Origin of the sequence: Candidatus Phycosocius bacilliformis, from assembly GCF_003112735.1 — a bacterium.
Lineage (GTDB): Bacteria > Pseudomonadota > Alphaproteobacteria > Caulobacterales > Aquidulcibacteraceae > Aquidulcibacter > Aquidulcibacter bacilliformis.
The window spans coordinates 193,363-215,857 of the sequence record NZ_BFBR01000003.1 but is presented as its reverse complement, the minus strand read 5'-3'; the positions used below and the strand labels follow the sequence as shown (position 1 = coordinate 215,857).

At 57.7% G+C, this 22,495-nt stretch carries 22 protein-coding genes and 1 tRNA gene; 9 read left to right on the top strand and 14 right to left on the bottom strand.

What is annotated here, in order from left to right; all coding sequences use genetic code 11:
- Window positions 1–105: 105 nt before the first annotated feature.
- Both PbB2_RS06540 and PbB2_RS06535 read right to left on the bottom strand, forming a co-directional pair.
- The gene (locus PbB2_RS06540; RefSeq protein WP_108984507.1) at window positions 106–285 is read right to left on the bottom strand and encodes a hypothetical protein; all 180 of its coding nucleotides are present in this window, start codon (window positions 283–285) and stop codon (window positions 106–108) included.
- A complete protein-coding gene (locus PbB2_RS06535; protein ID WP_108984506.1) occupies window positions 282–1,220 on the bottom strand; it encodes an NAD-dependent epimerase/dehydratase family protein in 939 nt (312 codons plus the stop codon). Before PbB2_RS06535 ends, PbB2_RS06540 begins: the two co-directional genes overlap by 4 nt.
- 128 nt (window positions 1,221–1,348) lie before the next feature.
- Between PbB2_RS06535 and PbB2_RS06530 the strand changes: the two genes are divergently transcribed.
- Window positions 1,349–2,707: an MFS transporter gene (locus PbB2_RS06530; RefSeq protein WP_108984505.1), complete on the top strand. Its 1,359-nt coding sequence runs from the start codon at window positions 1,349–1,351 to the stop codon at window positions 2,705–2,707.
- Window positions 2,708–2,713: 6 nt separating this feature from the next.
- Here the strand turns inward: PbB2_RS06530 and PbB2_RS06525 are convergent, their stop codons facing one another.
- Together PbB2_RS06525 and PbB2_RS06520 are read right to left on the bottom strand one after the other, a co-directional pair.
- Entirely contained in the window at window positions 2,714–3,379 is a 666-nt protein-coding gene (locus tag PbB2_RS06525) for a DUF6134 family protein (protein ID WP_133245747.1), read from the bottom strand.
- Between the two features lie 45 nt (window positions 3,380–3,424).
- Window positions 3,425–4,048, bottom strand: coding sequence for a ChrR family anti-sigma-E factor (locus PbB2_RS06520; protein WP_108984503.1), 624 nt, complete (start codon window positions 4,046–4,048; stop codon window positions 3,425–3,427).
- Window positions 4,049–4,193: 145 nt separating this feature from the next.
- Here PbB2_RS06520 and sseA point away from each other — a divergent pair, with 145 nt between their 5' ends.
- Both sseA and metC read left to right on the top strand, forming a co-directional pair.
- The gene (gene sseA, locus PbB2_RS06515; protein ID WP_108984502.1) at window positions 4,194–5,060 is read left to right on the top strand and encodes a 3-mercaptopyruvate sulfurtransferase; all 867 of its coding nucleotides are present in this window, start codon (window positions 4,194–4,196) and stop codon (window positions 5,058–5,060) included.
- Window positions 5,057–6,271, top strand: coding sequence for a cystathionine beta-lyase (gene metC / locus PbB2_RS06510; protein WP_108984501.1), 1,215 nt, complete (start codon window positions 5,057–5,059; stop codon window positions 6,269–6,271). Before sseA ends, metC begins: the two co-directional genes overlap by 4 nt.
- On the opposite strand, the gene PbB2_RS06505 is transcribed toward metC, so the two are convergent.
- On the bottom strand, window positions 6,249–6,737 hold the full coding sequence (locus PbB2_RS06505; protein ID WP_108984500.1) for an Lrp/AsnC family transcriptional regulator: 489 nt from the start codon (window positions 6,735–6,737) through the stop codon (window positions 6,249–6,251). The two genes, metC and PbB2_RS06505, sit on opposite strands and share 23 nt — an antisense overlap.
- A gap of 156 nt (window positions 6,738–6,893) precedes the next feature.
- Here PbB2_RS06505 and PbB2_RS06500 point away from each other — a divergent pair, with 156 nt between their 5' ends.
- Together PbB2_RS06500 and PbB2_RS06495 are read left to right on the top strand one after the other, a co-directional pair.
- Window positions 6,894–10,343 carry an indolepyruvate ferredoxin oxidoreductase family protein gene (locus tag PbB2_RS06500; protein ID WP_108984499.1) on the top strand — a complete coding sequence of 1,150 codons (3,450 nt, stop codon included), beginning with the start codon at window positions 6,894–6,896 and terminating at the stop codon, window positions 10,341–10,343.
- Window positions 10,344–10,364: 21 nt separating this feature from the next.
- Window positions 10,365–10,441 (top strand) — tRNA-Met (locus PbB2_RS06495).
- A 382-nt stretch (window positions 10,442–10,823) separates the two neighbouring features.
- On the opposite strand, the gene PbB2_RS06490 is transcribed toward PbB2_RS06495, so the two are convergent.
- Window positions 10,824–12,095 (bottom strand): pentapeptide repeat-containing protein, encoded by a 1,272-nt coding sequence (locus PbB2_RS06490; RefSeq protein WP_108984498.1) that lies wholly within the window; start codon window positions 12,093–12,095, stop codon window positions 10,824–10,826.
- Window positions 12,096–12,377: 282 nt separating this feature from the next.
- Here PbB2_RS06490 and queC point away from each other — a divergent pair, with 282 nt between their 5' ends.
- The 3 genes from queC to queD are packed head-to-tail and all read left to right on the top strand — an operon-like array spanning window position 12,378 to window position 14,097.
- A complete protein-coding gene (queC, locus tag PbB2_RS06485) occupies window positions 12,378–13,097 on the top strand; it encodes a 7-cyano-7-deazaguanine synthase QueC (protein WP_192576218.1) in 720 nt (239 codons plus the stop codon).
- Window positions 13,094–13,729 carry a 7-carboxy-7-deazaguanine synthase gene (gene queE, locus PbB2_RS06480; RefSeq protein ID WP_108984496.1) on the top strand — a complete coding sequence of 212 codons (636 nt, stop codon included), beginning with the start codon at window positions 13,094–13,096 and terminating at the stop codon, window positions 13,727–13,729. The genes queC and queE overlap by 4 nt, the downstream gene beginning before the upstream one ends.
- A complete protein-coding gene (gene queD, locus PbB2_RS06475) occupies window positions 13,726–14,097 on the top strand; it encodes a 6-carboxytetrahydropterin synthase QueD (protein ID WP_238164892.1) in 372 nt (123 codons plus the stop codon). The genes queE and queD overlap by 4 nt, the downstream gene beginning before the upstream one ends.
- A 1-nt stretch (window position 14,098) precedes the next feature.
- Here the strand turns inward: queD and PbB2_RS06470 are convergent, their stop codons facing one another.
- The 5 genes from PbB2_RS06470 to PbB2_RS06450 all read right to left on the bottom strand — a co-directional run bounded on the left by PbB2_RS06470 (window position 14,099) and on the right by PbB2_RS06450 (window position 18,274).
- Complete coding sequence (locus PbB2_RS06470) at window positions 14,099–15,298, bottom strand: GNAT family N-acetyltransferase (RefSeq protein ID WP_108984495.1); 1,200 nt, start codon at window positions 15,296–15,298, stop codon at window positions 14,099–14,101.
- Between the two features lie 360 nt (window positions 15,299–15,658).
- Window positions 15,659–16,132: a hypothetical protein gene (locus tag PbB2_RS06465; protein WP_133245746.1), complete on the bottom strand. Its 474-nt coding sequence runs from the start codon at window positions 16,130–16,132 to the stop codon at window positions 15,659–15,661.
- Window positions 16,133–16,279: 147 nt separating this feature from the next.
- Complete coding sequence (locus PbB2_RS06460; protein WP_108984493.1) at window positions 16,280–16,822, bottom strand: DUF3833 domain-containing protein; 543 nt, start codon at window positions 16,820–16,822, stop codon at window positions 16,280–16,282.
- Between the two features lie 174 nt (window positions 16,823–16,996).
- Window positions 16,997–17,695, bottom strand: a complete 699-nt coding sequence (locus PbB2_RS06455; protein WP_108984492.1) for a pirin family protein — start codon at window positions 17,693–17,695, stop codon at window positions 16,997–16,999.
- 3 nt (window positions 17,696–17,698) lie between these two features.
- Window positions 17,699–18,274 carry a flavodoxin family protein gene (locus PbB2_RS06450; protein ID WP_108984491.1) on the bottom strand — a complete coding sequence of 192 codons (576 nt, stop codon included), beginning with the start codon at window positions 18,272–18,274 and terminating at the stop codon, window positions 17,699–17,701.
- Between the two features lie 154 nt (window positions 18,275–18,428).
- Between PbB2_RS06450 and PbB2_RS06445 the strand changes: the two genes are divergently transcribed.
- A complete protein-coding gene (locus tag PbB2_RS06445; protein ID WP_108984490.1) occupies window positions 18,429–19,340 on the top strand; it encodes a LysR family transcriptional regulator in 912 nt (303 codons plus the stop codon).
- A 35-nt stretch (window positions 19,341–19,375) separates the two neighbouring features.
- Here the strand turns inward: PbB2_RS06445 and PbB2_RS06440 are convergent, their stop codons facing one another.
- Genes PbB2_RS06440 through PbB2_RS06430 form a run of 3 tightly spaced genes read right to left on the bottom strand, consistent with a single transcriptional unit; the run spans window position 19,376 to window position 22,439 of the window.
- Entirely contained in the window at window positions 19,376–20,221 is an 846-nt protein-coding gene (locus PbB2_RS06440) for an META domain-containing protein (RefSeq protein ID WP_192576205.1), read from the bottom strand.
- A complete protein-coding gene (locus tag PbB2_RS06435) occupies window positions 20,206–21,123 on the bottom strand; it encodes an SDR family NAD(P)-dependent oxidoreductase (protein WP_108984632.1) in 918 nt (305 codons plus the stop codon). Before PbB2_RS06435 ends, PbB2_RS06440 begins: the two co-directional genes overlap by 16 nt.
- 41 nt (window positions 21,124–21,164) lie before the next feature.
- Window positions 21,165–22,439, bottom strand: a complete 1,275-nt coding sequence (locus PbB2_RS06430; RefSeq protein WP_108984488.1) for an MFS transporter — start codon at window positions 22,437–22,439, stop codon at window positions 21,165–21,167.
- Between the last annotated feature and the right edge of the window lie 56 nt (window positions 22,440–22,495).

Here is a 22,495-nt window from a genome sequence, read left to right as displayed (position 1 = left end):
CCGGTCGTGGCCAAACAGATCAGCGGGTTCTAATTCATTGAAGCAAGGACGCAATGGGTTGCGTGTGAAAGGCACGGAATAATCTCGCGCCAGCCCAGTCCACGCCTAATGCGCAGCCGGTGGGTCTTCAAAGGCAGCTGCCACAGCCTCCCAATGGTCGGCCATATCAAGGTCGCCAAGGGCCGCAGCTTCTGCAGCCCGCATGATCGCGATCACCGCACCATCTTCGCCATAATGAGCAGCCAAGAGCCGCGCCGCATGGGTAATGGCGTCGTCTTGGCTCACGCGGGGATCAAACCTGCTTCCATCTGACGAAACTGGCAGGAAAGGCCGGTTTGTTCAAGCCATGACAGATCCGCTGCAGGCCCGTTCTGGGTCCAGGCCCCAGGTGGTGGCAGGATCGGACGGACCTTGACCTCTGCCCCCGCGAGGCTGGCGCAGGCAGTCAAAAGCTGGTGGGTTTGGGTCAATTGCCCCGTGCCGATGTCAAAAAAGCCTGCATGATCGGACAGGATGAGTTGGCTGATCGCCGTGGCGGCATCATCAACATGAACCCAGTCACGGGCAGGTTGCTGTCCACGCTCCAGCTCCCAAACTGCCAAAGTCTTGCCGGCTTGTGCATGGGCGATTGCGCGGGTGGGAAGGCTTGCCAATTCCCCCTTGTGGCCTTCACCTGCACCATAGACAGAGGCAAGGCGAAAGCCGGTGGCACGGGGGGGAGCATCTGGTCCAAGCCCTTGGCTGGCAGCAAAATAGTCAAACGCCTGTTTCACCCGACCAAAGGCTGTCGTGGGCTTAAAATTTGCAACTGCAGGGCCGTCATAACGTCTGTCCGGGGCGCTTGTGCCATAGACTTGCAGTGAGGAAGCCCAGTGAATTGGCCGCTGTTTGGCCACAGCATAATCCCACACACGACGTGGCAAATGATAGGAAGTTGCCAATAGTCCGTCACCGTCGCCGCCATCATGGCCTGCATCGGCGAAGATCAAGACGCCGGCAATCTCGCGCCAAGCCTTGTCCAAATGGCCCATCAGATCATCTGGGGCCCACAAATCTGCCAATTTGGCCGGTAAATTGGCCCATTTACCAGATTGAACCGAGCCAATCTGGTCGCAGATGATCACATCTGCGCCACCGTCATTGGCTAATTGGTGCGCTACCGCACTGCCAACAAAGCCCGCACCCCCGATAATGATGATTTTTCGGCCTGAAACTGGCATAATCCCGTCCAATCCGTGCTGATCTTGCACGATGATTTAATTCATGTGCGATTTTCACACATTTAGGCATGATTTCCATAACTGTCTAGCGGCTTGGCAGCGCGCGGTGCAGACACCATGTCGCTTCGATGGCAGCCTCAAACTCTCCTTCATCACCTCCTAAGCTCTCTGCGTGGCATTTATTGGCTTATGCCGGCCCCGCCATTCCCATCGCGGCTCTGGGTCAACCTTTTTACATGTTCGTCCCCACATTTTATGCGCGTGAGGTCGGTCTGGCAGCAGGCGCACTCGCCGTGGTGCTGGTTCTGGTGCGTGTGCTTGATGGACTTGCCGATCTTGTGGCCGGCCGATTGTCCGATCAAACGCCAGGCCGCTTTGGTCGGCGAAAGCCGTGGGTTTTGCTGGCTAGTCCCTTGGCTGCTTGGTCAGCCTATATGATCATGAGCCCGCCACCGGGTGCTGACCTCGCTTTCTTTGCCTTCTGGACCTTGATCGTGTCGGTGGCCTGGGCCGCCATCACCTTGCCACTCAATGCGTGGGGGGCGGAGTTAAGTCCTGATTATCAGGGTCGCATCCAGATAACAGCCTGGCGCGAGGTCGCCACAATTGTCGGCGTCATTGCTGCTGTTGGACTGGTTGGTGGGTTGTCGCAGGGCGGCAGCCTGAGAGAGGCCTTGCATATACTGGGCCTGTTTGCGGCCATTGCCACGCCGCTGGCGTGTGGCTTGTGTGCGCTTATTGTACCCGACCCGCCCGCACGGCCATCCCAGAATGACAGCCTGAAAGCTGGGCTTGTCGATTGCCTTGCCAATGGCCCGTTCAAGCGGCTGATCGGGGCCTATGTCGTCAATGGGATCGCCAATGGCCTGCCGGCCACGCTCTTTCTATTCTTTGTTTCCGACAGACTGGGCCGGGCCGACATGCAGGGCCTGTTGTTGGGGACCTATTTTTTGGCCGGTCTTCTGTCAGCCCCATTTTGGGCTTGGCTGGGAGGTCGATTTGGCAAGGACCGGGCTTGGTGCTGGGCCATGATCTGGGCCTGTATCATATTTGGTTTGGCCCTGTTGGTTACAGGCCCGCAGCATTTTGTCTTGTTTCTCATGGTCTGCATTGGTTCTGGGCTTGCGCTGGGGGCTGATATCGTGCTGCCCGCGGCCATGCAGGCCGATGTGGTGGACTTGGATGAACTCAGGACGGGTCAGGCCCCCCGTACCGGCCTTTATTTCGCGCTGTGGAGCGTGGCGACCAAGCTGGCGCTGGCTTTGGCCGCCGGGCTGGGCTTTGGGGTTCTGGCTTTGGTGGGCTTTGATACACAAGGCGGCCCCCAATCTTCTCAAGCCCTCCTCAGTTTGAGCGGCCTTTATTGTGCCGTCCCAATCCTCTTGAAGCTCGTGGCTATTGGGATGATGCGCCGCTTTCCGATTAATGCGGCTGAACAGGCACGCATTCGCGCTGCCATCAGCCTCCGGCGGGGCCAATCGCTCTAAGCTCTTCTACTCGCGAGGCGATCCAGCCACTGGGGTCAGCTTACGATAATCAAAGCTTTGTCCAGCGATCTTGAAGGCTGTGCGGACCCACCGCCCAGACGCGTCATACCAAAGATCGGTATTGACTGCCCCGCGCATGCGATAATGGCCAGCCCGCACATTGGTGCCCGCCACATTGATCACATCATCACCAACCCGGCTGACGCGAACCTTGCTGAGCTTTCCGTCGCGGCTGTCAATCAAATTGGTCTGATTGATTGTGCTGGCCCGCCACCAGCTGGAGGGAAGCAAGCTGGCGGGCAAATTGCCCTTAAACCCTGTGCCATTGACCTCCAGTGCATTGCCTTTCCGGTTGGCGGTTACAGTCTTCACCGACCGATTCTCCTGATCGGTACAATTCAGGCTCGCCAATTGGTCGCCCATCCAGGCTTCCTCACAGCGATGGCGATAGGTAAAGCTGATCGGACCAACGCGCCCGGCCATATCAATCGCAACACGCACCAAGGTGGTGTCGGCATTCTTTGACACGGTCACGATGTGGCGGCCGACAGGCTTGCCATTCATCAGGATCTCAAACTCGGTGCGCCCGGGCGTTGCAGCCTCGACCGGGGCCACCATCAGGCCCGCAGCCATAAGGCCGGTTAGAACGGTAAGAGAGACACGTCGCATCATTTTGCCATCCTTTTTTGGCGGACTCACTTGGTTTGGCTGACAGGATTAGGTCAGTCGGTTGATCAACCAGCCTAAGGGGCCCTTCAAACGCACTGGCCCTGTTTGGGCAATCAAGCAGATACAATCCCCGCCCTTGGCTGCACCTGGTTGATGTTCACTTTCTTCATCATGCACCAAGAGGTCGCCACGGTGATAAATTTGCGCGCCATCATCCAGCGCGCCAGAGAGCACCAGCGTCACTTCCAGCCCGGCATGGCCATGTTCTGGCACTTTGCGACCGGCTTCCAGCTTCAACAATTCTGCATCACATCCGGGGACAGGCATCATCAGCATGCCGGCCAGATTGCGCCGCCAGCGGCCTTGATCGAGTGACGACAGCACATGGGCAACATCGCCAATCTCACGCAATGGCATGGCCGAATAGTCTTGCCCGGTCTCGGCCTCAAGCCAATCTGGTTTACCGATCGTGACGGGTTCGATGGCATCGAGAAACATCCCGCCTGCCGCATCAAAAGTCCGTGTGACCCGACGCGCTTCGGGGCGCAGGGCCAGATGAGCCGCCACCACCAAGGCGGGGCCGCGCGGCAGCGAACCCGAAACATAGTCAAGCATTAAGGCCTGATAGCGGGGATCCTGGTCGGTAGAGAAGGTGGTCGCGGTGTCAGTCATGGGCCTGTGCGTGTTGCGGGTTTGGTTGTTTCAGTGCACCTTACGCACCAATCCGTTGATTGGATCATAAAGGCTGACAATTCACCTGGCTGACGTCGCATCGCGCTGATGCTGGTCTTGCCAGGAAACAAAAAAGGGCAATGACATGGCAGGCTGGGCCAACCCCGATGACCCTCTGGTGACCACCCAGTGGCTGGCAGATAAATTGGGCGCGCCCGATGTGCGTATCATCGATGCTTCTTGGCACATGCCCGCCTCTGGCCGCGATGCCAAAGCAGAATATCACGATGTCCACATACCCGGTGCTGTTTTTTTCGACATTGACGAGATCGTTGATACCGACAGCCCGTTTCCCCACATGATGCCAAGTCCAGAGAAGTTCGCCAGCCGGGTGAAAAAGCTCGGTCTGGGTGATGGCCTGCGCCTTGTCATCTATGACAGCACAGGCGTGTTTTCAGCCGCCCGTGTCTGGTGGATGTTCCGCCATATGGGCCATGATGATGTGGTTGTCCTTGATGGCGGTCTGCCTAAATGGCTTGCCGAAGGCAGGCAGACTGACGATATGCCGCCAATCCCGCGCGAGCGTCATTTCACCGTGCGCCGCCAAGCCAATCTGGTCCGCGACAAAGCCCAGATGCAGGAAAAAGTCGCCTCCAAAGTCGCCCAAATCCTTGATGCCCGCTCGCCGGGCCGCTTTGCGGGAACCGAGCCTGAGCCGCGTCCGAATTTGCCCAGCGGCCATATGCCCGGTGCGATCAATGTACCTTTTTCCAGCCTGCTTACACCTGACAAGACCATGCTGGACCCCCAAGATCTCGCCCATGTGTTTAAGGCAGCCGGTGTTGATCTGAGCAAACGCATCGTAACCACGTGCGGGTCAGGCGTGACGGCCAGCGTCGTGGCCTTGGGGCTGGCCCGCCTCGGCTTGTGGGACGTGCCGGTTTATGACGGGTCTTGGAGTGAATGGGCCGCAGACCCCACCAACCCGATTGTGACTGAGGCCCAGGCATGAGCCGCAAGCCTGATGCCGGTAAGCCCATGCCATTTGGCGTTTCGGAGGCGACCCGCCTCGTGCAACTCGGCCGCGATCCATTTTCCCACGAGCGGGTGATCAATCCACCGATCCAGCGCGGGTCAACACTTCTGTTCGACAAGGCAGATGACCTCTATCGTTCAGGCCCGTTGAGCGACATGAAGGGCTATGGACTGGAAGGCCTGTCAACTCAGGACCGCCTGTGCGAGGCATTGGCAACACTGTCCGGCGGGGTGGGGGCGGTGCTGGCCCCGTCGGGCTTGCAGGCGATCACACTGGCGCTGATGGCGGCCACCAAAGCGGGTGATCACGTCTTGCTGACTGATTCCAGCTATGGCCCAACCCGGCGCTTTTGCCGCGAAGTTCTGGGCAATTATGGCGTTGAAACCGAGATTTATGATCCGCGGATCGGCGCAAAGATTGACAGCCTGATCCGACCCAAAACCAGCCTGATCATTCTTGAAAGCCCGGGTTCGCTAACGTTTGAAATCCAAGATGTGCCCGCCATCACCAAAGTGGCCCGCGCCCACAACATCGCCACACTGATTGATGATACATGGACCGCTGGGCTCTATCTCAAGCCGTTTGATCTTGGGGTCGATATCTCGATGCAGGCCCTGACGAAATATCAGGCAGGCCATGCTGACGTCTTGGCCGGGGCATTGATCACCAATAGCCACGCGTGGCTCAAGCGGCTGACGATCATGCACCAGATGCTGGGCATAGGAACCTCTGCGGAAGATGCGTGGCTGACCTTGCGCGGCCTGCGCACCATGGGCCTGCGACTGGCCCATCAGGACAAGGTGGCCCGCCAGATCGCTACTTGGTTTTCAACCCGTCCTGAAGTCGCAGAAGTTTTGCATCCGGCCCTGCCGACACATCCTGATCATGCGATCTGGCAGCGTGATTTCACCGGGGCAGGGGGGCTGTTCTCGGTGGTGTTCAAACCGGAAAAGGCAGCCGGCATCCATGCGATGACCGAATCCTACCACCTGTTTTCCATGGGCTTTTCTTGGGGCGGGTTTGAAAGCCTGGCCCTACCCAGTACAGCACAGGTCAACCGCCAATTCCCAGCCCGACACGCCCAAGGGCCCATCGTGCGCTATAGCATTGGTCTTGAAGCGCCCGAGGATTTAGTGGCCGACCTCACGCATGGACTGGAGGTGCTTAACGGCGTTTGCCCTGACTAAGACCCAAGGGAACAGATGTCGTGCGCTTGGCAACCCGGATCACAATACGCGATTGCACATCTGAAACGAGGCCCTGACCCAATAATTTATCCCGCAAGAAACCGTCATAGGCATGCATGTCGGTGGTCACCACCCGGATCATATAGTCCACCGCCCCGGTCACAGTGGCACAATCGACCACTTCGGGCCATGTCGCCACGGCGGCCTCAAACTTTTCCAGATTTTCCCGATTGGGCAAAGCGAGCTTGACCGACGCCATCACTTCAAAGTCAAGGCCAAGTGCCGCCCGATCCAAAATGGTCACGCGCTTTGTGACGACGCCAATTTCTTCCAGCCGCTTGATGCGCCGCCAACATGGGCTTGACGACAAGCCGACCTTATCGGCAATCTCAGCCACCGACAGACTCGCGTCTTCCTGAATAAGATCGAGAATGCGAACATCAATGGCGTCTAATTCTTCTGACACGAATTTTCCTCAATTCTGCGAAAGTGGAGATTGATCTTGCGTGTCTTCTCGCAAAAATCGAAAAAAAGAGCAAGCATTTTCCCTGAAAACAGAAGATGATGCCTGCTAAATCGCGAGGGTGGCTTTTCGCGCCCTCCCAGTCGGAGGCCCTGGCCCATGCGTCATCGCGAAGTTCTTCTGACCGACAAGTATGAACTCGACGAAGGCAGGGCATTTCTAACAGGTATTCAGGCGCTGGTCCGACTGCCGCTTGACCAGAAGCGGCGTGATCTCAAGGCGGGTCTCAACACGGCGGGTTTCATCTCGGGGTATCGTGGTTCGCCTTTGGGCGGCTATGACATGCAGCTGGAGCGGGCCAGCACCTTGCTCAAAGAGCACGATATCGCCTTCTGGCCGGGGCTCAATGAAGATTTGGGCGCCACCGCAGTTTGGGGTAGCCAGCAATTGGGCCTGTTTGACGGGGCCCGTTTTGATGGCGTGTTCGGTATCTGGTACGGCAAGGCCCCCGGTGTTGATCGGACCGGGGATGTGTTCAAACACGCCAATTTTGCAGGTACCTCGCGCTTTGGCGGTACGCTGGCCATCGCTGGTGATGATCATGTGTGCAAAAGCTCGACCCTGCCGAGCCAGTCTGAATTTGCCTTCATCGATGCTGAAATGCCGATCCTGTCGCCGTCGTCTATCCAAGACGTTCTGGATTTTGGCCTTTATGGGTTTGAGATGTCGCGCTTTTCGGGCGCGTGGACTGGGCTGATCGCACTGGCTGATACCATGGATTCAGGGGCAGTGATCGATGTTGGGGCCCATCGGCTCGACATTCGTCTGCCACAGGATTTTGAATTGCCGCCTCAGGGCTTGAGCCTGCGACGTGGCGATGACCCAATGGCCAAAGAGGCTCGCCTGCGCCAGTATAAGCTGCCTGCTGCACAAGCCTTTGTGCGCGCCAATGGCCTTGATCGGGAGATTTTGACCGGTTCTAAGCGGCGCATCGGCTTGGTGGCGACAGGCCAAGCGACACGCGACATCTTTGAAGCTTTGGATGCTTTGGGAATCAGCCCCGAGCTTGCCGCCGATTTGGGCCTAGCCATTTATAAAGTGGCGATGCCATGGCCCCTGGAACCCTATCAAGTGCGCAGTTTTGCCTTGGGGCTTGAGACGTTGTTGGTGGTTGAGCACAAGCGGGCCTTGATCGAGCCGCAAATCCGCGACGCACTCTATGACTTGCCCGATGGACGCAGGCCGCGGGTCATTGGCAAACGTGGCTTCGATGGCGCACCTTTGCTGCCTGATACCGCTTCGATTTCCATCCCGGTTCTGGCACGCACATTGTTTGATCTGGTGCCGGACGGGCCGCATCGTGACCAAGCCTTGGCCTATCTTAACCGGGTGGAAGAAAGCCGTGACCGGGCCAAAGCGCTGGAAGGCGATGCCCACCGCACACCACATTTCTGCTCGGGCTGCCCGCATAATTCCTCCACGGTGGTTCCTGAGGGATCGCGCGCACTGGCCGGGATCGGCTGCCACTATATGGCAACCTTCATGCCGGACCGCAAAACCGACATGACAAGCCAGATGGGCGGGGAGGGGATAGGCTGGATTGGTCAGGCCCCATTCACCGATGAACAGCATGTGTTCGTCAATCTGGGCGATGGTACCTATTCCCATTCCGGGTCGCTGGCGATCCGGGCCGCAGTGACGGCCAAGGTCAATGTCACTTATAAGCTGCTCTATAATGATGCTGTGGCCATGACCGGGGGACAATCGACCGAGAGCGGGCAGACCACACCCCAGATCGCCAAGCAATTGCTGGGTGAAGGGGTAAGCAAAGTTGTCATCGTTGCCGATGACCCCACACGCTATTCCAATGTCGCCCTCGAGCCTTCGGTCCGTGTCTATCCCCGCACAGAGCTTGATGCGGTCCAGCGCCGCCTGCGCGATACCCAAGGCGTGACGGTGCTGATCTATGATCAGATGTGTGCGACTGAAAAGCGCCGCCGGATCAAGCGCAAGCTGCTCAAAGCCACATCAGTGCGGACTTATATCAATCCGGCGGTCTGTGAGGGTTGCGGGGATTGTTCCAAACAGTCCAATTGTCTGTCGATCCACCCGCTTGAGACCGACTTTGGCACCAAACGGCAGATTGACCAATCCTCCTGCAATCAGGACACACGCTGTGTAGACGGTTTCTGTCCGTCCTTTGCGACTTTGGAAGACAGCCATAATGCCCGGCGCGAGCGGGAACGGCCGAGCTTTGATGCCACCAATATCCCGCTGCCTGAACCCATGAGCCTCGACCGGCCGCGCTCCATCGTGTTCACCGGGGTGGGCGGCACAGGGGTGACGACGGTGTCGGCCATTGTGGGCATGGCAGCCCATGTCGATGGCAAAGCCTCCTCCACATTGGATATGACGGGTCTGGCGCAAAAGGGTGGCCAGGTGTTGAGCCATGTGCGCATTGCCAATGACCCCAGCGACATCAGGTCCGGCCGCGTGCCCCCGGCCTCGGCTGATGTGATGATTGCCGGTGATCTGATCGTGGCCACCAATCTTGATGGCCTCAATCTGGTGTGCCGGGAAACCACACGCGCTGTGGCCAATTTCGACATTCAGCCCACCAGCGAATTCATCCAGAACCGCACGCGGCGTTATCGTGGCCAGCCTAAAGTCGATTTGTTCAAGGAAGCTGTCCGGGAATTGGGCGTCATCCATGCCGAGGGTTTGGCAGAAGAATATCTCTATGACGCGCTTTATTCCAACATGATCCTGTTGGGCTTTGCCTGGCAGCGCGGTCTGGTGCCTGTGTCCTTGCGTGGTCTTTATCGGGCGATCAAGCTCAATGGGGTTGCGATCGACGAGAATGTGCTGGCCTTTGACCTTGGGCGTCTGGCGGCCCATGACCCGGCACGGCTAAAAGAAATGGTGCCGCTGCGCGAGCCGCCGCCCGAAAAATCCCTGGATGAGCTGATCGCCCACCGCATTACCCATCTCACCGCCTATCAGAATGCGAGCTACGCCCGGCTCTATGCCGATGCCGTCGCGCGTGTCCGCAAGGCAGAGACAGAGGCGCGACTGGGTAGTGATCTGACCCGCGCGATTGCGCTCAATCTCGCCAAAGTCATGGCCTATAAGGATGAGTATGAAGTGGCCCGCCTCTATGCGGACCCGGCTTATTTGGCGGGGCTCAATGAGACGCTGAGCGGGGGCAAAGCGCTCAAAATTTGGCTCGCCCCACCTTTATTGGCCCCAAAGGACGAGGCTACGGGCTTGCCGCGCAAAATGGCGTTTGGGGCGTGGATATTGCAGGTGTTTAAACTCTTGCAACATGGAAAAATCCTGCGCGGTAGCTGGCTCGATATTTTTGGCAAGACCGAGGAACGGGCGCGCGAGCGGGCCTATCGTGATCAATATCTTGCCGATATTCCGGTTTGGCTTGACCATCTTTCTCCCACGACCCACCGCCAGATCCTTGAGCTTGCCCGTCTGCCCGATGAGGTGCGCGGCTTTGGTCATGTGAAAGAAGCCGCCATGGTGACGGCGGAAGCCAAACGCACACGTTTGATGAGCCAACTGACCCAAGGGCTTGCCCCGCAAGTCGATGCGCACTAAAGAGCGGCTCCCCAATGTGTTGGCTGGGTAGCTCAGCTGGTTAGAGCGCACGACTCATAATCGTGAGGTCGAGAGTTCGAGTCTCTCTCCCGCCACCATTGGGCTTTCCACCTGATCTCATAAGTCCAATGTATTGGCACGGTGTGCGAACGCCGACCCGCAGCCTATGTATCCCGCCAATGCCAACCGCACGTCATCCATACCGGAGCGTAGCGGAGCGCGGGGACCTCGTTGCGCATGTGCGTCACAAGGTCCCGGATCGGCTATCGCCGTCCGGGATGACAGTGTGGTGTATGGGTTGTACTCCTCCCCCGCGTGCGGGGAGGGGGACCCTGCGCAGCAGGGTGGAGGGGGGGGGAAGGTCAGCCACGTGGACGCCCCCTCCGTCAGCTAAGCTGCCACGTCCCCGTAATCGAGGGATGGCGTTATCGGCAAGGGCGTCCTGTCTGGAGGCGCTGGATACCCAATCCGGGATGCCCCCTAGGCTGCCGTCGCGGCTTGGGGAGCGGTCTGTGTTGCTGGATTGGGCATGTTACCGGGTGCCGGGCCGCGCTTGGCCCCTGCCGCTTGGGCACCCTTAAAGCTCGCCCCCAGCATGTCGACATCATAAAACAGGGCTTCGCGAATGTCGGCCTGATCGAAAATGGCATAACGCATTTCCGCGCCTGTAAAATCGGTGGCCCGCGTCTTGTCGGCACTGATGCGCAGTGGACTGAGATTGGCACCCCGGAAATCGGCCTTCTTTAGCCGTGCCCGTGTAAAATTCGCCCCGCGCAAGTCTGCGCCAGCAAAGCACGCCCCGCGCAGATCGGCTTCGGAGAAATTCGCACCTTGCAATTGGGTCGATTGGAAACGCACACCCACGCCGGTACATTTGACCGCCGAAATAGCGGTCAGACGCATGCCGCCAAACATACTGGCCATCGGTCGCAGGTCTTCGCCATCAAATTTGGCATGACTACCCGCTCTGCCGTTGCTCTCCCACCAAGCTTGGTGCTGACTGGCCATGGCTTCAAGCTGGACAGCGCGCATTTTGGCCCCGTCCGAGGGGTCCATGAGAGCGCCGGCAGCCAGTTTGGGGTCGATCTTCGAATAACCCAAGCTGACCCCGCTCAAGATGGCGTCTTCAAAATGAGCACCTTCCAACTTGGCTCCGGTAAGGTCTGCGCCATTGAGGTCAGCCCCAGCCAGATTGCAATCCTTCAAAATGGCACCAGACAGATTGGCACCTTTGAGCGAGCAGTCTTGAAAGTCTGCGCCCCGCGCCTGAACACCGTTGAATTGCGAACCATCCAATGTCGCACCGACAAACAAGGTGCCTTCGGCGTCACCGGCCCGCATCCGATGCTTCATCACCAAAAGGCCATTGCGCTTGTCTGCGACGGCAACCTCGCCCTCACGGAAATCAGAACGGGTCAAATCGGCATGAGACAGGTCTGCCCCGCGAAGATTGGCACCGCGAATGTCAGCCTTGGCCATACGCGCGCCCCGTAAATCTGCTTTGCGGAAGTCGCAGGCAAATAAGACTGCCCGCTCTAAAATTGTCTTGATCAGCTTGGCATTTTCGAAAATGCAGCCGGTCAGATCAGCATCGGCGAGATTGCGGCCCGACAGGTCAACCCCGCTCAAATCAGCAAAACGCAGCGATGCCCGCTTTCCGCCTGGTATCCCGGCGACATAGCGTTCGTGAAGTTTGAGGACCGCTTCAAGTGTCTCAGAATCCAGTTTGACATAAGTTACAATGCTGCTCACGTGTCACCTGAACTTCTAATTACAGTTGGATATCGACTATCACATAATACTGAAGGAACCTTGTGGACTCGTTAAAGACGTCACCCGACTATTATTTAATAACCATGTTATCTGTCCAATTATAAGTTGTACTCGTCGCGAACTCCGACTGTAACCAGTATCGGCATAGCGGTGGAGGTGCCATTTGGGGGAACCTAAGCGGTTCTGCGCGGCGGTGGTTTCAGATTGGGCTAAAATGCGCTACAGGGGCCGCCCTTCCTCGAAACTCAGCTGGAAAGACCCATTCTCGTGTTAGAGCCCACCCACGCGCTTGTCCTGTTTTCAGGGGGGCAGGATTCCACTGCCTGTCTGGCTTGGGCTTTGTCGCGCTTTGCGCGGGTTGAGACAATCGGGTTTGATTATGGCCAGCGGCATCGGGTTGAACTGACGCAGCGCTTGATCTTGCTCGATGCGTTGCGTGGCCAATTTCCCCAATGGGCTGACAAATTGGGTGATGACCATGTGTTGGACTTGCCCGTCTTAGGGCAGATCTCAGATACATCACTAACCCGCCAGACCGAGATCGCCTTGGCAGAAACCGGACTGCCAACGACTTTTGTCCCCGGGCGCAATCTGATTTTCCTGACCTTTGCTGCTGCTTTAGCCTATCGGCGTGGCTTGGGGGTTCTGGTCGGTGGCATGTGCGAGACCGATTTTTCAGGATATCCAGATTGCAGACGGGCGACCTTGGATGCGGTGGAGCAAAGCCTGTCTCTGGGCATGGATGCCCCATTTCAGGTGTCGACACCGCTGATGTATCTGACCAAAGCCCAAACATGGGCTTTGGCGCATCAATTGGGTGGTCAGGGGCTGGTTGATCTGACAGTCGAGCATTCCCACACCTGCTATCATGGCGACCGGACTCATCGGCACGATTGGGGCTATGGCTGTGGTACATGTCCGGCCTGCGACCTGCGGGCGGCAGGGTGGGCTGCTTGGCAAGCGGAGCAAGCCCAATCATGACCTATATGGTGAAAGAATGTTTCTACACCCTACAAGGCGAGGGCGGGCAGGCGGGGCGGCCGGCGGTGTTCTTGCGCTTTGCTGGATGCAATCTGTGGAGTGGGCGCGAACAGGATCGGGCAAGCGCAGTCTGCTCCTTTTGCGACACTGATTTTGTCGGCACCGATGGCGAGGGTGGGGGCAAGTTTGAGACGGCAGAGGCTTTGGCGGCCCACGTCACTGCGCTTTGGCCCGATCCTGGCCAAGGTCGGCCCTATGTGGTTTGCACCGGTGGCGAGCCTTTGCTGCAGCTGGATGAAGCCTTGATTGACGCCCTGCATGCAGCCGGATTTGAGATCGCGGTGGAGACCAATGGAACACATGTTGCCCCACCCGGTATTGATTGGATTTGCGTGAGCCCTAAGGCGACGGCTCCGGTTGTCCTGACCCGGGGGGATGAGCTCAAGCTCGTCTATCCTCAGCCCACGGCCATGCCTGACCGCTTTGCCAAGCTCGACTTTACCCACTTCTTCCTGCAGCCAATGGATGGCCCCAATAAGGTCGCCAACACCCAAGCTGCTGTTGACTATTGTCTTGCTCATCCCCAATGGCGATTGAGCCTGCAAACCCATAAGGTACTTGGAATCCCGTGACCCGCTGTCTCTTGACCAAAAGTGTGACGTTTGATGCTGCCCACCACTTGCACCAAGGGGAGGCTGATCATCCCTATCGCCGTTTGCATGGCCATTCCTTTAGGCTGGACGTATCTGTTGAGGATGAAGCCGATGGCAAAGACCATTGGGTGCGGGATTTTGCCGAGCTGACCCGGGCGATTGCGACCGTGCGTGATCAGCTGGACCATTCATTCCTCAACGAGATCGAGGGCCTTGAGACGCCGACATTGGAGAATATTTGTGTCTGGGTTGCCAAGCGTTTGGGACCTAGCCTGCCCAACCTGCGTCGGGTATCGGTCGCCCGCCCGTCATTGGGTGAAATGTGCACGCTGGAAATCGGCGTTTAGGTTACGGCAATGCCTCGCCTTTTTGGCGGTCCTGCCACAAGTTCATGCGCGCCATGGCTTTTTGGCGAACACGAAATTGCAGGCGATGAAGGAGGCTGGCAAAGGCTTTGATCTTGCCGGACAGTGATGTCTCGCATGCCCGCACAATCTGGGCCCTGCGCCACACGCTCAACCACATCCGATTGAGACGCTGGCTTTTGACCGGCAAATGCAGAGCTTGGCCAATCTGGCCCTCATAGCAAAGCGGGCCGTCCGTGGTCATGGGTGACTTATAGGCCTCGCCGCCGCTGCCAAAGTCGAACACCTCAACCCCCTGTGCAGACAAATGGCGAATGATCTCGAAAGTCAGCACAACACCGGGCGAGTAACGCGCATAATCGGGGCTGTAAGCTGGAAACCAGAAATGAAGTTCCTTGCCCTCGATCAAACAGATTTCAGCGGCAATAATGTCACCCTGACAGTGAAAGACCCCTGCCTTTAAGCCAAAATCGGGAGAGGCTTTGCGGGCGAGTTCGAGCAGCAAGTCACGTGTCCACCCACAATCGAAGACATCGTGCATGCCGGTCCGCTTGTATTGGGCGACCTTCAGGTCGAGGACCCAATCAAGCAGGTCTTCGGTGACATCGCGCCAGACAAACGCCATGTCTGGAAGGTCTTTGGCGATGTTGCGCGTACAGCGGCCAAGATTTTTGAAGAACTTGGGGGATCGGGCCTTCTGTTGGGCAAACCAAGAGTCAAAGCCGTCCCAAACAGCCGCAATCTGGCGATGCTTGACGATGGTATCTGCGCGCAAACCATGGTCACCAATCATGCCGTTGAATTCAAGACGTCGTGCCCCACTGGCTTTCAACACCATGTCCCAATCGGGCTGATAGCCAGCCTGCATGATGGGAGCATGATAATCGGTCAAAGGTGCCCCGGCAGGTTGCAGGGTCTGTCCGCGACGCTGGAACGCAAAATAGCCGACGACTGTGTCTCCATCCATGAAACAGGCCAACTGACCACCTGGAATGACAGGCCCTGCGGTCACAAGAAATGCGGGCGATAGGAAGGGCGTTGCTTGGGTGCCTGCCACGTCGCGGAAGCTGGCCATCCGCGCGATATCCGATGGCTGTATGTCCATCAAAGGGACCAGGATGACATGAGATGGATGTTGCACGAGGTGACGCTCCATAACTTGGTCTATATGTCCAAGCTTCATCAGCCTGATCCTGACAAACCTGAGGCCCACTAAGCAAAACGAAGTCCAACCAACTCCGTCCTTAAACGAAATCAGTCACCAAACATGACATGGCACGGTAAAAATTTCGTGAGACCGTGCGCCTTAATCTGATGCGCGTCCACAAAACAAGGAATTAGTTGTGTATTCTATATCCAATCGGCCGATATGAGGTCACAAGATTATGCCTATTGTCTCAGGTTGCGCAGGCCATTCGTAACAGCTGCGCACATTGTTTGGCACGGCCAGGTGTCATTCCGGCACAGATTGCATCGTCAAAACAAATGGGGCGCGACCGAGTTTGGTCACGCCCGTCTGAACTCTACTTGATTGGCCGCTGTTTTAGCCGGGGACAGCTTTGGCCAGTTTGCGGGCAAAGACCGAGAGTGTCCGATCCGTGTCGGACCAGACCCACGCAGCATCTGCCCAGAAGATATCACCAGTCCAATTATAGCTGGCTTCACCGAGGAGATTGCCGGCCGCATCATAGGCCTTGCCCGAAACATCAGCCCCGCCGATCCCAAAGCTTTGTAATGACAGCCCGGGCTTGTCATTCAATTCCTGAAAAGTCGGCCGGTTTGCCGTCATGTCATGAACAACAACATCGACTCGCGCCACCCCGCCTTTCAGGGTTTCGCGCAGATTGTCGACCACCATCTCTTCAATGACGGCCTTCTCGCGCAGGCCATAGGTCTTCTCGAGCTTTTTCTGGGCCGCCTCGCCAAAGGACACGTTGACCTGCAACGGCTCGGCCATGGCAGAACCCGCCGCCAGCATCGCAAAGAGCAAGGTACCTGCAGACATCAGCTTTACCATTTCTCTCTCCTTGATCACACATTTGCTGAACATAACCGCGCTGTTGCGGCTCCAACCCACCTAGCCCCAGAATGACCTTGAATCAGCACTTCGGCAAGATGGGCACCTTACAATTGTGAATGGGCACGCGAGGTGGCCGCGCTCCTCTCAGCGTGGCGTCGGCTGGAATACGATGATGGCTTCCCCGAATGTAATACCGAATTTTTTGACCTTGGCGCGATTGATCAAAATGCCATCAGGTTGCAGCCACATGCGATCATCGAAGGTCACCAATATGGTGCGGTCGCCGACTTTCAAGTCGACATCATAAACCCAAGACAATTGATTGCCTTGGACAAGACCACGGGCCACGCCGCGCACATCCCCGGCCGTGCCTTCATAGGTATTGGGGCCAGTCTTGCGGATTTTCCAGATGCGTTGTTCCTTGGCGCCGTCGGCATAATCAAACCGCTCGTCCAGAGTGAGGACCGAGCCGTCCCATTGTCCGTCGATATCGACCTTGAACTGGCGAATGAGCGTGCCATTGCGATCTTGGAAAACACCCCAAGCTGTGGTCTTGCCTTTGAAATAGTCTTCCAGCGCCAGCCGTTCGGGGGCTTTGGCTGTGGGGGCAGCAGCTGTGGTCGCGCAACCAGCCACACTGATGGCGACCGCACCGAGGGCAGCGAGCTTTTGCAGAGATTTGATCATGGGGAACACCTTTCACCCTGTCTTACGCAGGCTGGTGCGGACTGGTTCAGTGCCCCAAGGCGAACGCCGGGTCGTAGCCCAAGAAAGCGGCCCCAAGTTTGATTGTACAATGCACTGTCATCCCGGACGGCGAAGCCGATCCGGGATGACAATAGACAGACCCACTATCACCCGTTAGGGCGCATCAACCAGCACAAGCTCGGCGTCTACCACCGCCTTGATGGTCAAGGTGGGTTCATCTTTGATGGCTGCTGCATCGCGCTCATAAAGATCGATGCCATTGAGTTCGACCACACCTTTGGCCGCGGCCAAATAGGCGTGGCGGCCGCTGGCCAGATCATAGCTGACGGTTTCGCCCGCCTTCAGCGTCGCACCCAAGACACGGGCCTTCTGGCGGATCGGCAACGCCCCGTCATCTTCTGGATAGCCTGAAGCCAAGGTCACGAACTGGCCTGATCTGTCATCCTTGGGGAATTTAGCCGCACCCCAGGATGGGGCAATTCCACCGCTCTCAGGCAGGATCCAGATTTGGTAAAGCTTGGTGGTCTCGCTTTCCATATTGTATTCAGCATGGGTGATGCCGGTACCCGCACTCATCACCTGCACGTCACCGGCCTCGGTCCGGCCGACATTGCCCAGGCTGTCTTTGTGCGTGATTGCGCCTTCGCGGACATAGGTGATGATTTCCATGTCGGCATGGCCATGGGGATCAAAGCCTGTCCCCGGCGCAATTTCATCATCATTCCACACCCGGATCGTGCCCCATTGGGTGCGCTTGGGGTCATGATAATGGCCGAAGGAGAAATGGTGTCGTGCGTTGAGCCAGCTGTTTTTGAACCGGCCTAAGCTGTTGAAGTCGCGTTTCTCAATCATGGTTTAGCCTTTCAATTTGCGGGTGATGTCGGTGATGCGTGCGCCGTACAAACGGGCAAATTCGCGGTCACCAGCAGGTGGGGTGATGTCAGGGGCGGCGTTATCGGACTGGGTTGCCACCCCGATATAATAGCCCAAACGGTTGACCACGTCAGGGGCAGCGTCGCTGTTGCTATGGGCACCGGGCGCCAAGCCAGTTCCAACCCAGATCATGCCATGCTGCATCGCCAAGGTCAGGATGGAGTTCAATGAATGGGCTTTGTCACCGGCAAAGCTAAGCGAATTGGTGAAACCGCCTGCCACTTTGTCTTTCCAGCCCAATGTGAACCAGATTTTCGAGGTGGCTTCAAAGAAAGCCCGCAGGGGGGAGGAGATGTCGCCCATATAGGTCGGTGCCCCAAAGATGATGGCGTCCGCACGGCTGGCAGCCTCGAGGGTTTCGGTAAAATCTTGGCTGGCTGATTCCAGCTTGAGCAGCACAGCATTGCCACCGGCTTCTGTCACGCCTTTGGCAATATGTTCGGCTACAACAGCGGTATGGCCATAGCCGGAATGATAAATGATGGCGACTGTCGTCATGGGAGGAGACCTTTCCTGTTCCGGGGGCCGTTATCGCCGGCCCCTCGGGCTTGTTGTCATGGCGAACTATATGGACGAGATTAAATTGTTCGAATACTAGGGAGAAACGAAACCCATTGTTTCGCAATTTTGTGCAATATCATAAGGGCAAGTCATGATCGTGAATCTCGACCTGTTACGCACCTTTGCCAAAGTGGCGGAGCGAGCCAGTGTGACAGCCGCTGCACGCGATCTGGCGCTGTCTAAGGCGACGGTCTCCAAACAAATAAATGAGTTAGAACAGAGTCTTGGGGTCAATCTGTTTGCCAGAACCACCCGCCTGTTCACCCTGACAGAGGCGGGCCAAAGCGCCTATTTGCGCGCTCAGCGCATTATGGAAGAAGCAGAAGCCCTGGCCGATGAAGCCCGTGAGAGCCGGTCCGTTCCTCGCGGAAACTTGAAGATTGCCGCCCCGCAAGCATTTTCTCGGCGGTGGTTGGCAGACCTTTTGCCAGAGTTCATTCGCGCTTATCCCGAAATCAGCCTTGAGCTGTGCATAGACGAGCGCACGGTTGATATGGTCGCGGACAATTTTGACCTTGCCATAAGGATCGGCACCATGCCCGATTCCAGCCTGTTGGCTCGTAAGCTCGCTCCGGTTCGACTGATGACGGTTGCTGCACCTGCCTATTGGGAAGCGCGTGGGCGGCCACGTCGGCCGGAAGATTTGGCCATGCATTGTTGCTTTCGCTACACCAATACTCCCAACCATTCCCAATGGCGCTATCTGGCCGAAGATGGCCGGGAATTGCGGGTGCGCGTGCAAGGGCCAATCACCATCAATGGCAGCGAGATTGAGATGCCGACCCTGCGCGCAGGCCTTGGCGTGGCCTATCTTCCTGATTTCTTGGTCAATGATGACATTCGCGCCGGACGGCTTGAGGCGGTGCTACAGGATTGGCGCTCGCCCGAACTGACCTTGCACTTGCTCAGCCCACCGGGCCGGGGCAAGCCCAAAAGGCTTGAAGTCTTTTCAGATTTCCTGGTGAAGAAGTTTGGCGGACGCACCCCGCCTTGGCATCTCTAAATCCGCGTTTCGGCTCTAGTGGTCGCAGTGGGGTCTCATCGGCCAGCCTCGAAGACCAGAGTTTCTGAGCCGCCACTGGCCTTAATGGTCAAATGGCCGCCTTCCAATATGATCTGGTCACTTTGGCTCAATGCACGCACAAATTCGGCTTCCAGCGCCATTGGGTCGCCCAGTGTGGCAACGCATGCCCGCTCGGTCTGGATGAGATTGAGGAAGCGCGATACGCCGCCAATGCGCTCATGGCGACCCGAAAAGCTGTTGCAACCGGTTGAGCCATTGATTTGACCCGCCTCGAACCGGATTTGTGGGCGTTCTGTCGCTGAATCCAATGAGCGACCATTGAGGCGGATTAAGGTCCATGTCTTGCCATAGAGGCCAGGACCGGTTTCCCCGCGCGGGCCGATGGCCGATAGACGGGCCAGCACGCGGCCACTTGCAGAGAGCAAGCGAATTTCTGGGCCGAATTTGGTGATTTTGCGCGTGCCTTGCAGCGCGACCAGCATTTGGCGTTCACGCGCAAAGCCCGGACCGGCGCACGCCATTTTTGTGGTCACAATCTGGCCAAAGCGGGCTTCCTCACCTCGGCCGCGAACCACATGCGCACTGACTTGGTTACAGCCCAGATAGCCCGTCAGCCCATCAGGGTCTTGAAAGATCAAGCTGGGGCGCCGTTGGCTTGCCGATTGCGGCAAAGGCCGCCCCCCCAATTCATGGACCACAAACTCCCCCTGCAGCACCAAAACCGGGGCGGGCGCACCTTTGGTGTGCTGATGATTGCCATGGGCAAGCGCCGTCCCGCCACCGGCGAACATCTCGCCGAAAAGCAGGACGATCAGGCTGAGCAGAAAGGCTTGAACAGGCCGGATCAGACTGGGTCCCACGTGAAGACGCCAGCAGTTGCCTCCAGCCCCATAAAGCCCCCCGCCAGCGCGGGCAAACCATGTTCGATCAGTGTTTCGGGTGTCCATCCGTCAATCCTCGAGACTGAGCGTACAGGCCGTGGCTGATCAAACACCACCACTTCATTGCCGCGCACGCCAAAAATCTGCCCCGTTACATGGCTGGCTGAAGCTGAACACAAGCTGACCGCGAAGGTCGCGACTTGGTCGGCGCGCATGCGGGTGCGAATCCGCTCAACACGTTGGGCGCTGGCCTCGTCCTTGACCGGGATGGTGGCGATCATGCGCGTCCACGCAAAGGGCGCGATCACGTTGGAGCGGACATTCTTGAGGGCACCTTCCATTGCGATGATGCGCGACAGGCCCGCTACGCCCATTTTGGCAGCAGCATAATTGGCTTGTCCAATATTGCCGATGATGCCCGAGGTGGAGGTGAACAGCACATAGGCTCCGTCCTGCTGCTCGCGGAACAATTCAACGCTGGCGCGGGTGACATTGTACGCGCCGCGCAAATGCACATCGATCACCGCGTCCCAATCAGCTTCGCTCATCTTGTGGAACATGCCATCGCGCAAGATACCGGCTGGATTGATGATGGCATGCAGACCGCCAAACATATCTTTGGCTTGCTCAACCATGCCTTGGACGGCCTTGAAATCAGTCACTGAGTCCGAATTGGCCACCGCCTGTCCACCCGCGGCGCGGATTTCGTCGACCACGGCCTGTGCCGGGCCGACCGAGCCTTCATCACCGCCAGAAACAGACCCGCCAAGATCATTGACCACGACTTTGGCACCGGCAGCTGCGGCCTGAAGCGCACACTCCCGCCCGATGCCGTTACCGCCGCCTGTGATCAAAATGACTTTTCCGTCCAAAACGCCCATGGTCATGCTCCCACTTTATGGTTTGGCGGACACTAGCCTGATCATTCGCTTTTGGTCGAGCCCTGATTCTCTGGCGCTGCATCTTCAAACCGGTCGGCGGCGGCCAGGGGTTTGAACAAGCCCATCCAGGCCCACGCAATGCCAATCGCCCCAATCCCACCCAGCACAACGGCTGCGACCGGGCCAAGCAGGCGGGCGGCCACGCCGGATTGAAACTCCCCCATCTCGTTGGAGGCTGAGATGAAGACATAGGAAATCGCAGAAACCCGCCCGCGCATCGCATCTGGGGTTGCCAATTGCACCAGCGACGAGCGCACATAGACCGATATCATGTCAGCAGCGCCCGCAATCGCAAGGCAGGCCACCGACAGCCACAATGTGGTCGACAGTCCAAACCCCAAAGTCGCCAAGCCAAACACGATCACCGCCCCAAACATCCAGCGCCCGACATGGCGTTCAATTGGGCGGATGGCGAGCAGGATCGACACGATCCCCGCCCCGACCGCACTGGCTGACCGCAAAATACCCAAAGCGGTGGGTCCGGCGTGGAGAATGTCACGGGCAAAGACTGGCAGAAGGGCGGTGGCCCCCGCTAAGAGCACCACAGCCAGATCAAGGCTGAGCGCCCCCAGCACGATCTTATTGTCGCGCACATAAATCAGGCCCTGCTTGATCATTTCAAATGTGCGGCCGCTTTCAACTTTTTCCTGCGGCGGGGCCTTGGTCAGAAAGGCCAGAAGCCAGCCGCAGATGAACAAGCCAAGTGCGGTGCTATAGGGTATTGAGGGACCGAAATGATAGAGCACACCACCCAAAGCCGGGCCGAGAATTGAGCCGCCCTGAAAGCTTAAAGACATAAGCGCGATGGCTTGGGGCAGCACATCGCGTGGCACCAGATTGGAGACCATGGCAGAGCTTGCCGCCGGCAAAAAGGCATTGAGCATGCCGGTCAGCATGGCAACAGCGAAAATGGCTGCGATCATGGTGTGACCATCAAAGCCTGAGGCCACCACAAGCCCGCCAGCAATGGCAACTTTGAGGGCAATCCCAGCCAGAATGATCATGCGCCGGTCAAACCTGTCTGCTGCCTGGCCGCCGATCAAGGAGAGGATCAGGAGCGGCAGGAATTGGGCAAGCCCAATCAGACCCAGCAAGAAAGCACCTTCTTCGATGCTGTCGCCACGGGCGCGGGCAATGTCATAGACTTGCCAGCCCATGGCCGTAATCTGGATCTGCGTGCCCAAGGTCCAGAACACACGCGCACACCAATAGCGGGCGAACGAGACATAGGCGAAGGGGGCAAGGGATCGGCTCACCCTTCTGTGATGGGTCAACCCGCTGGCGAGGTCAATGCCAGATCAGTCACGCCAAC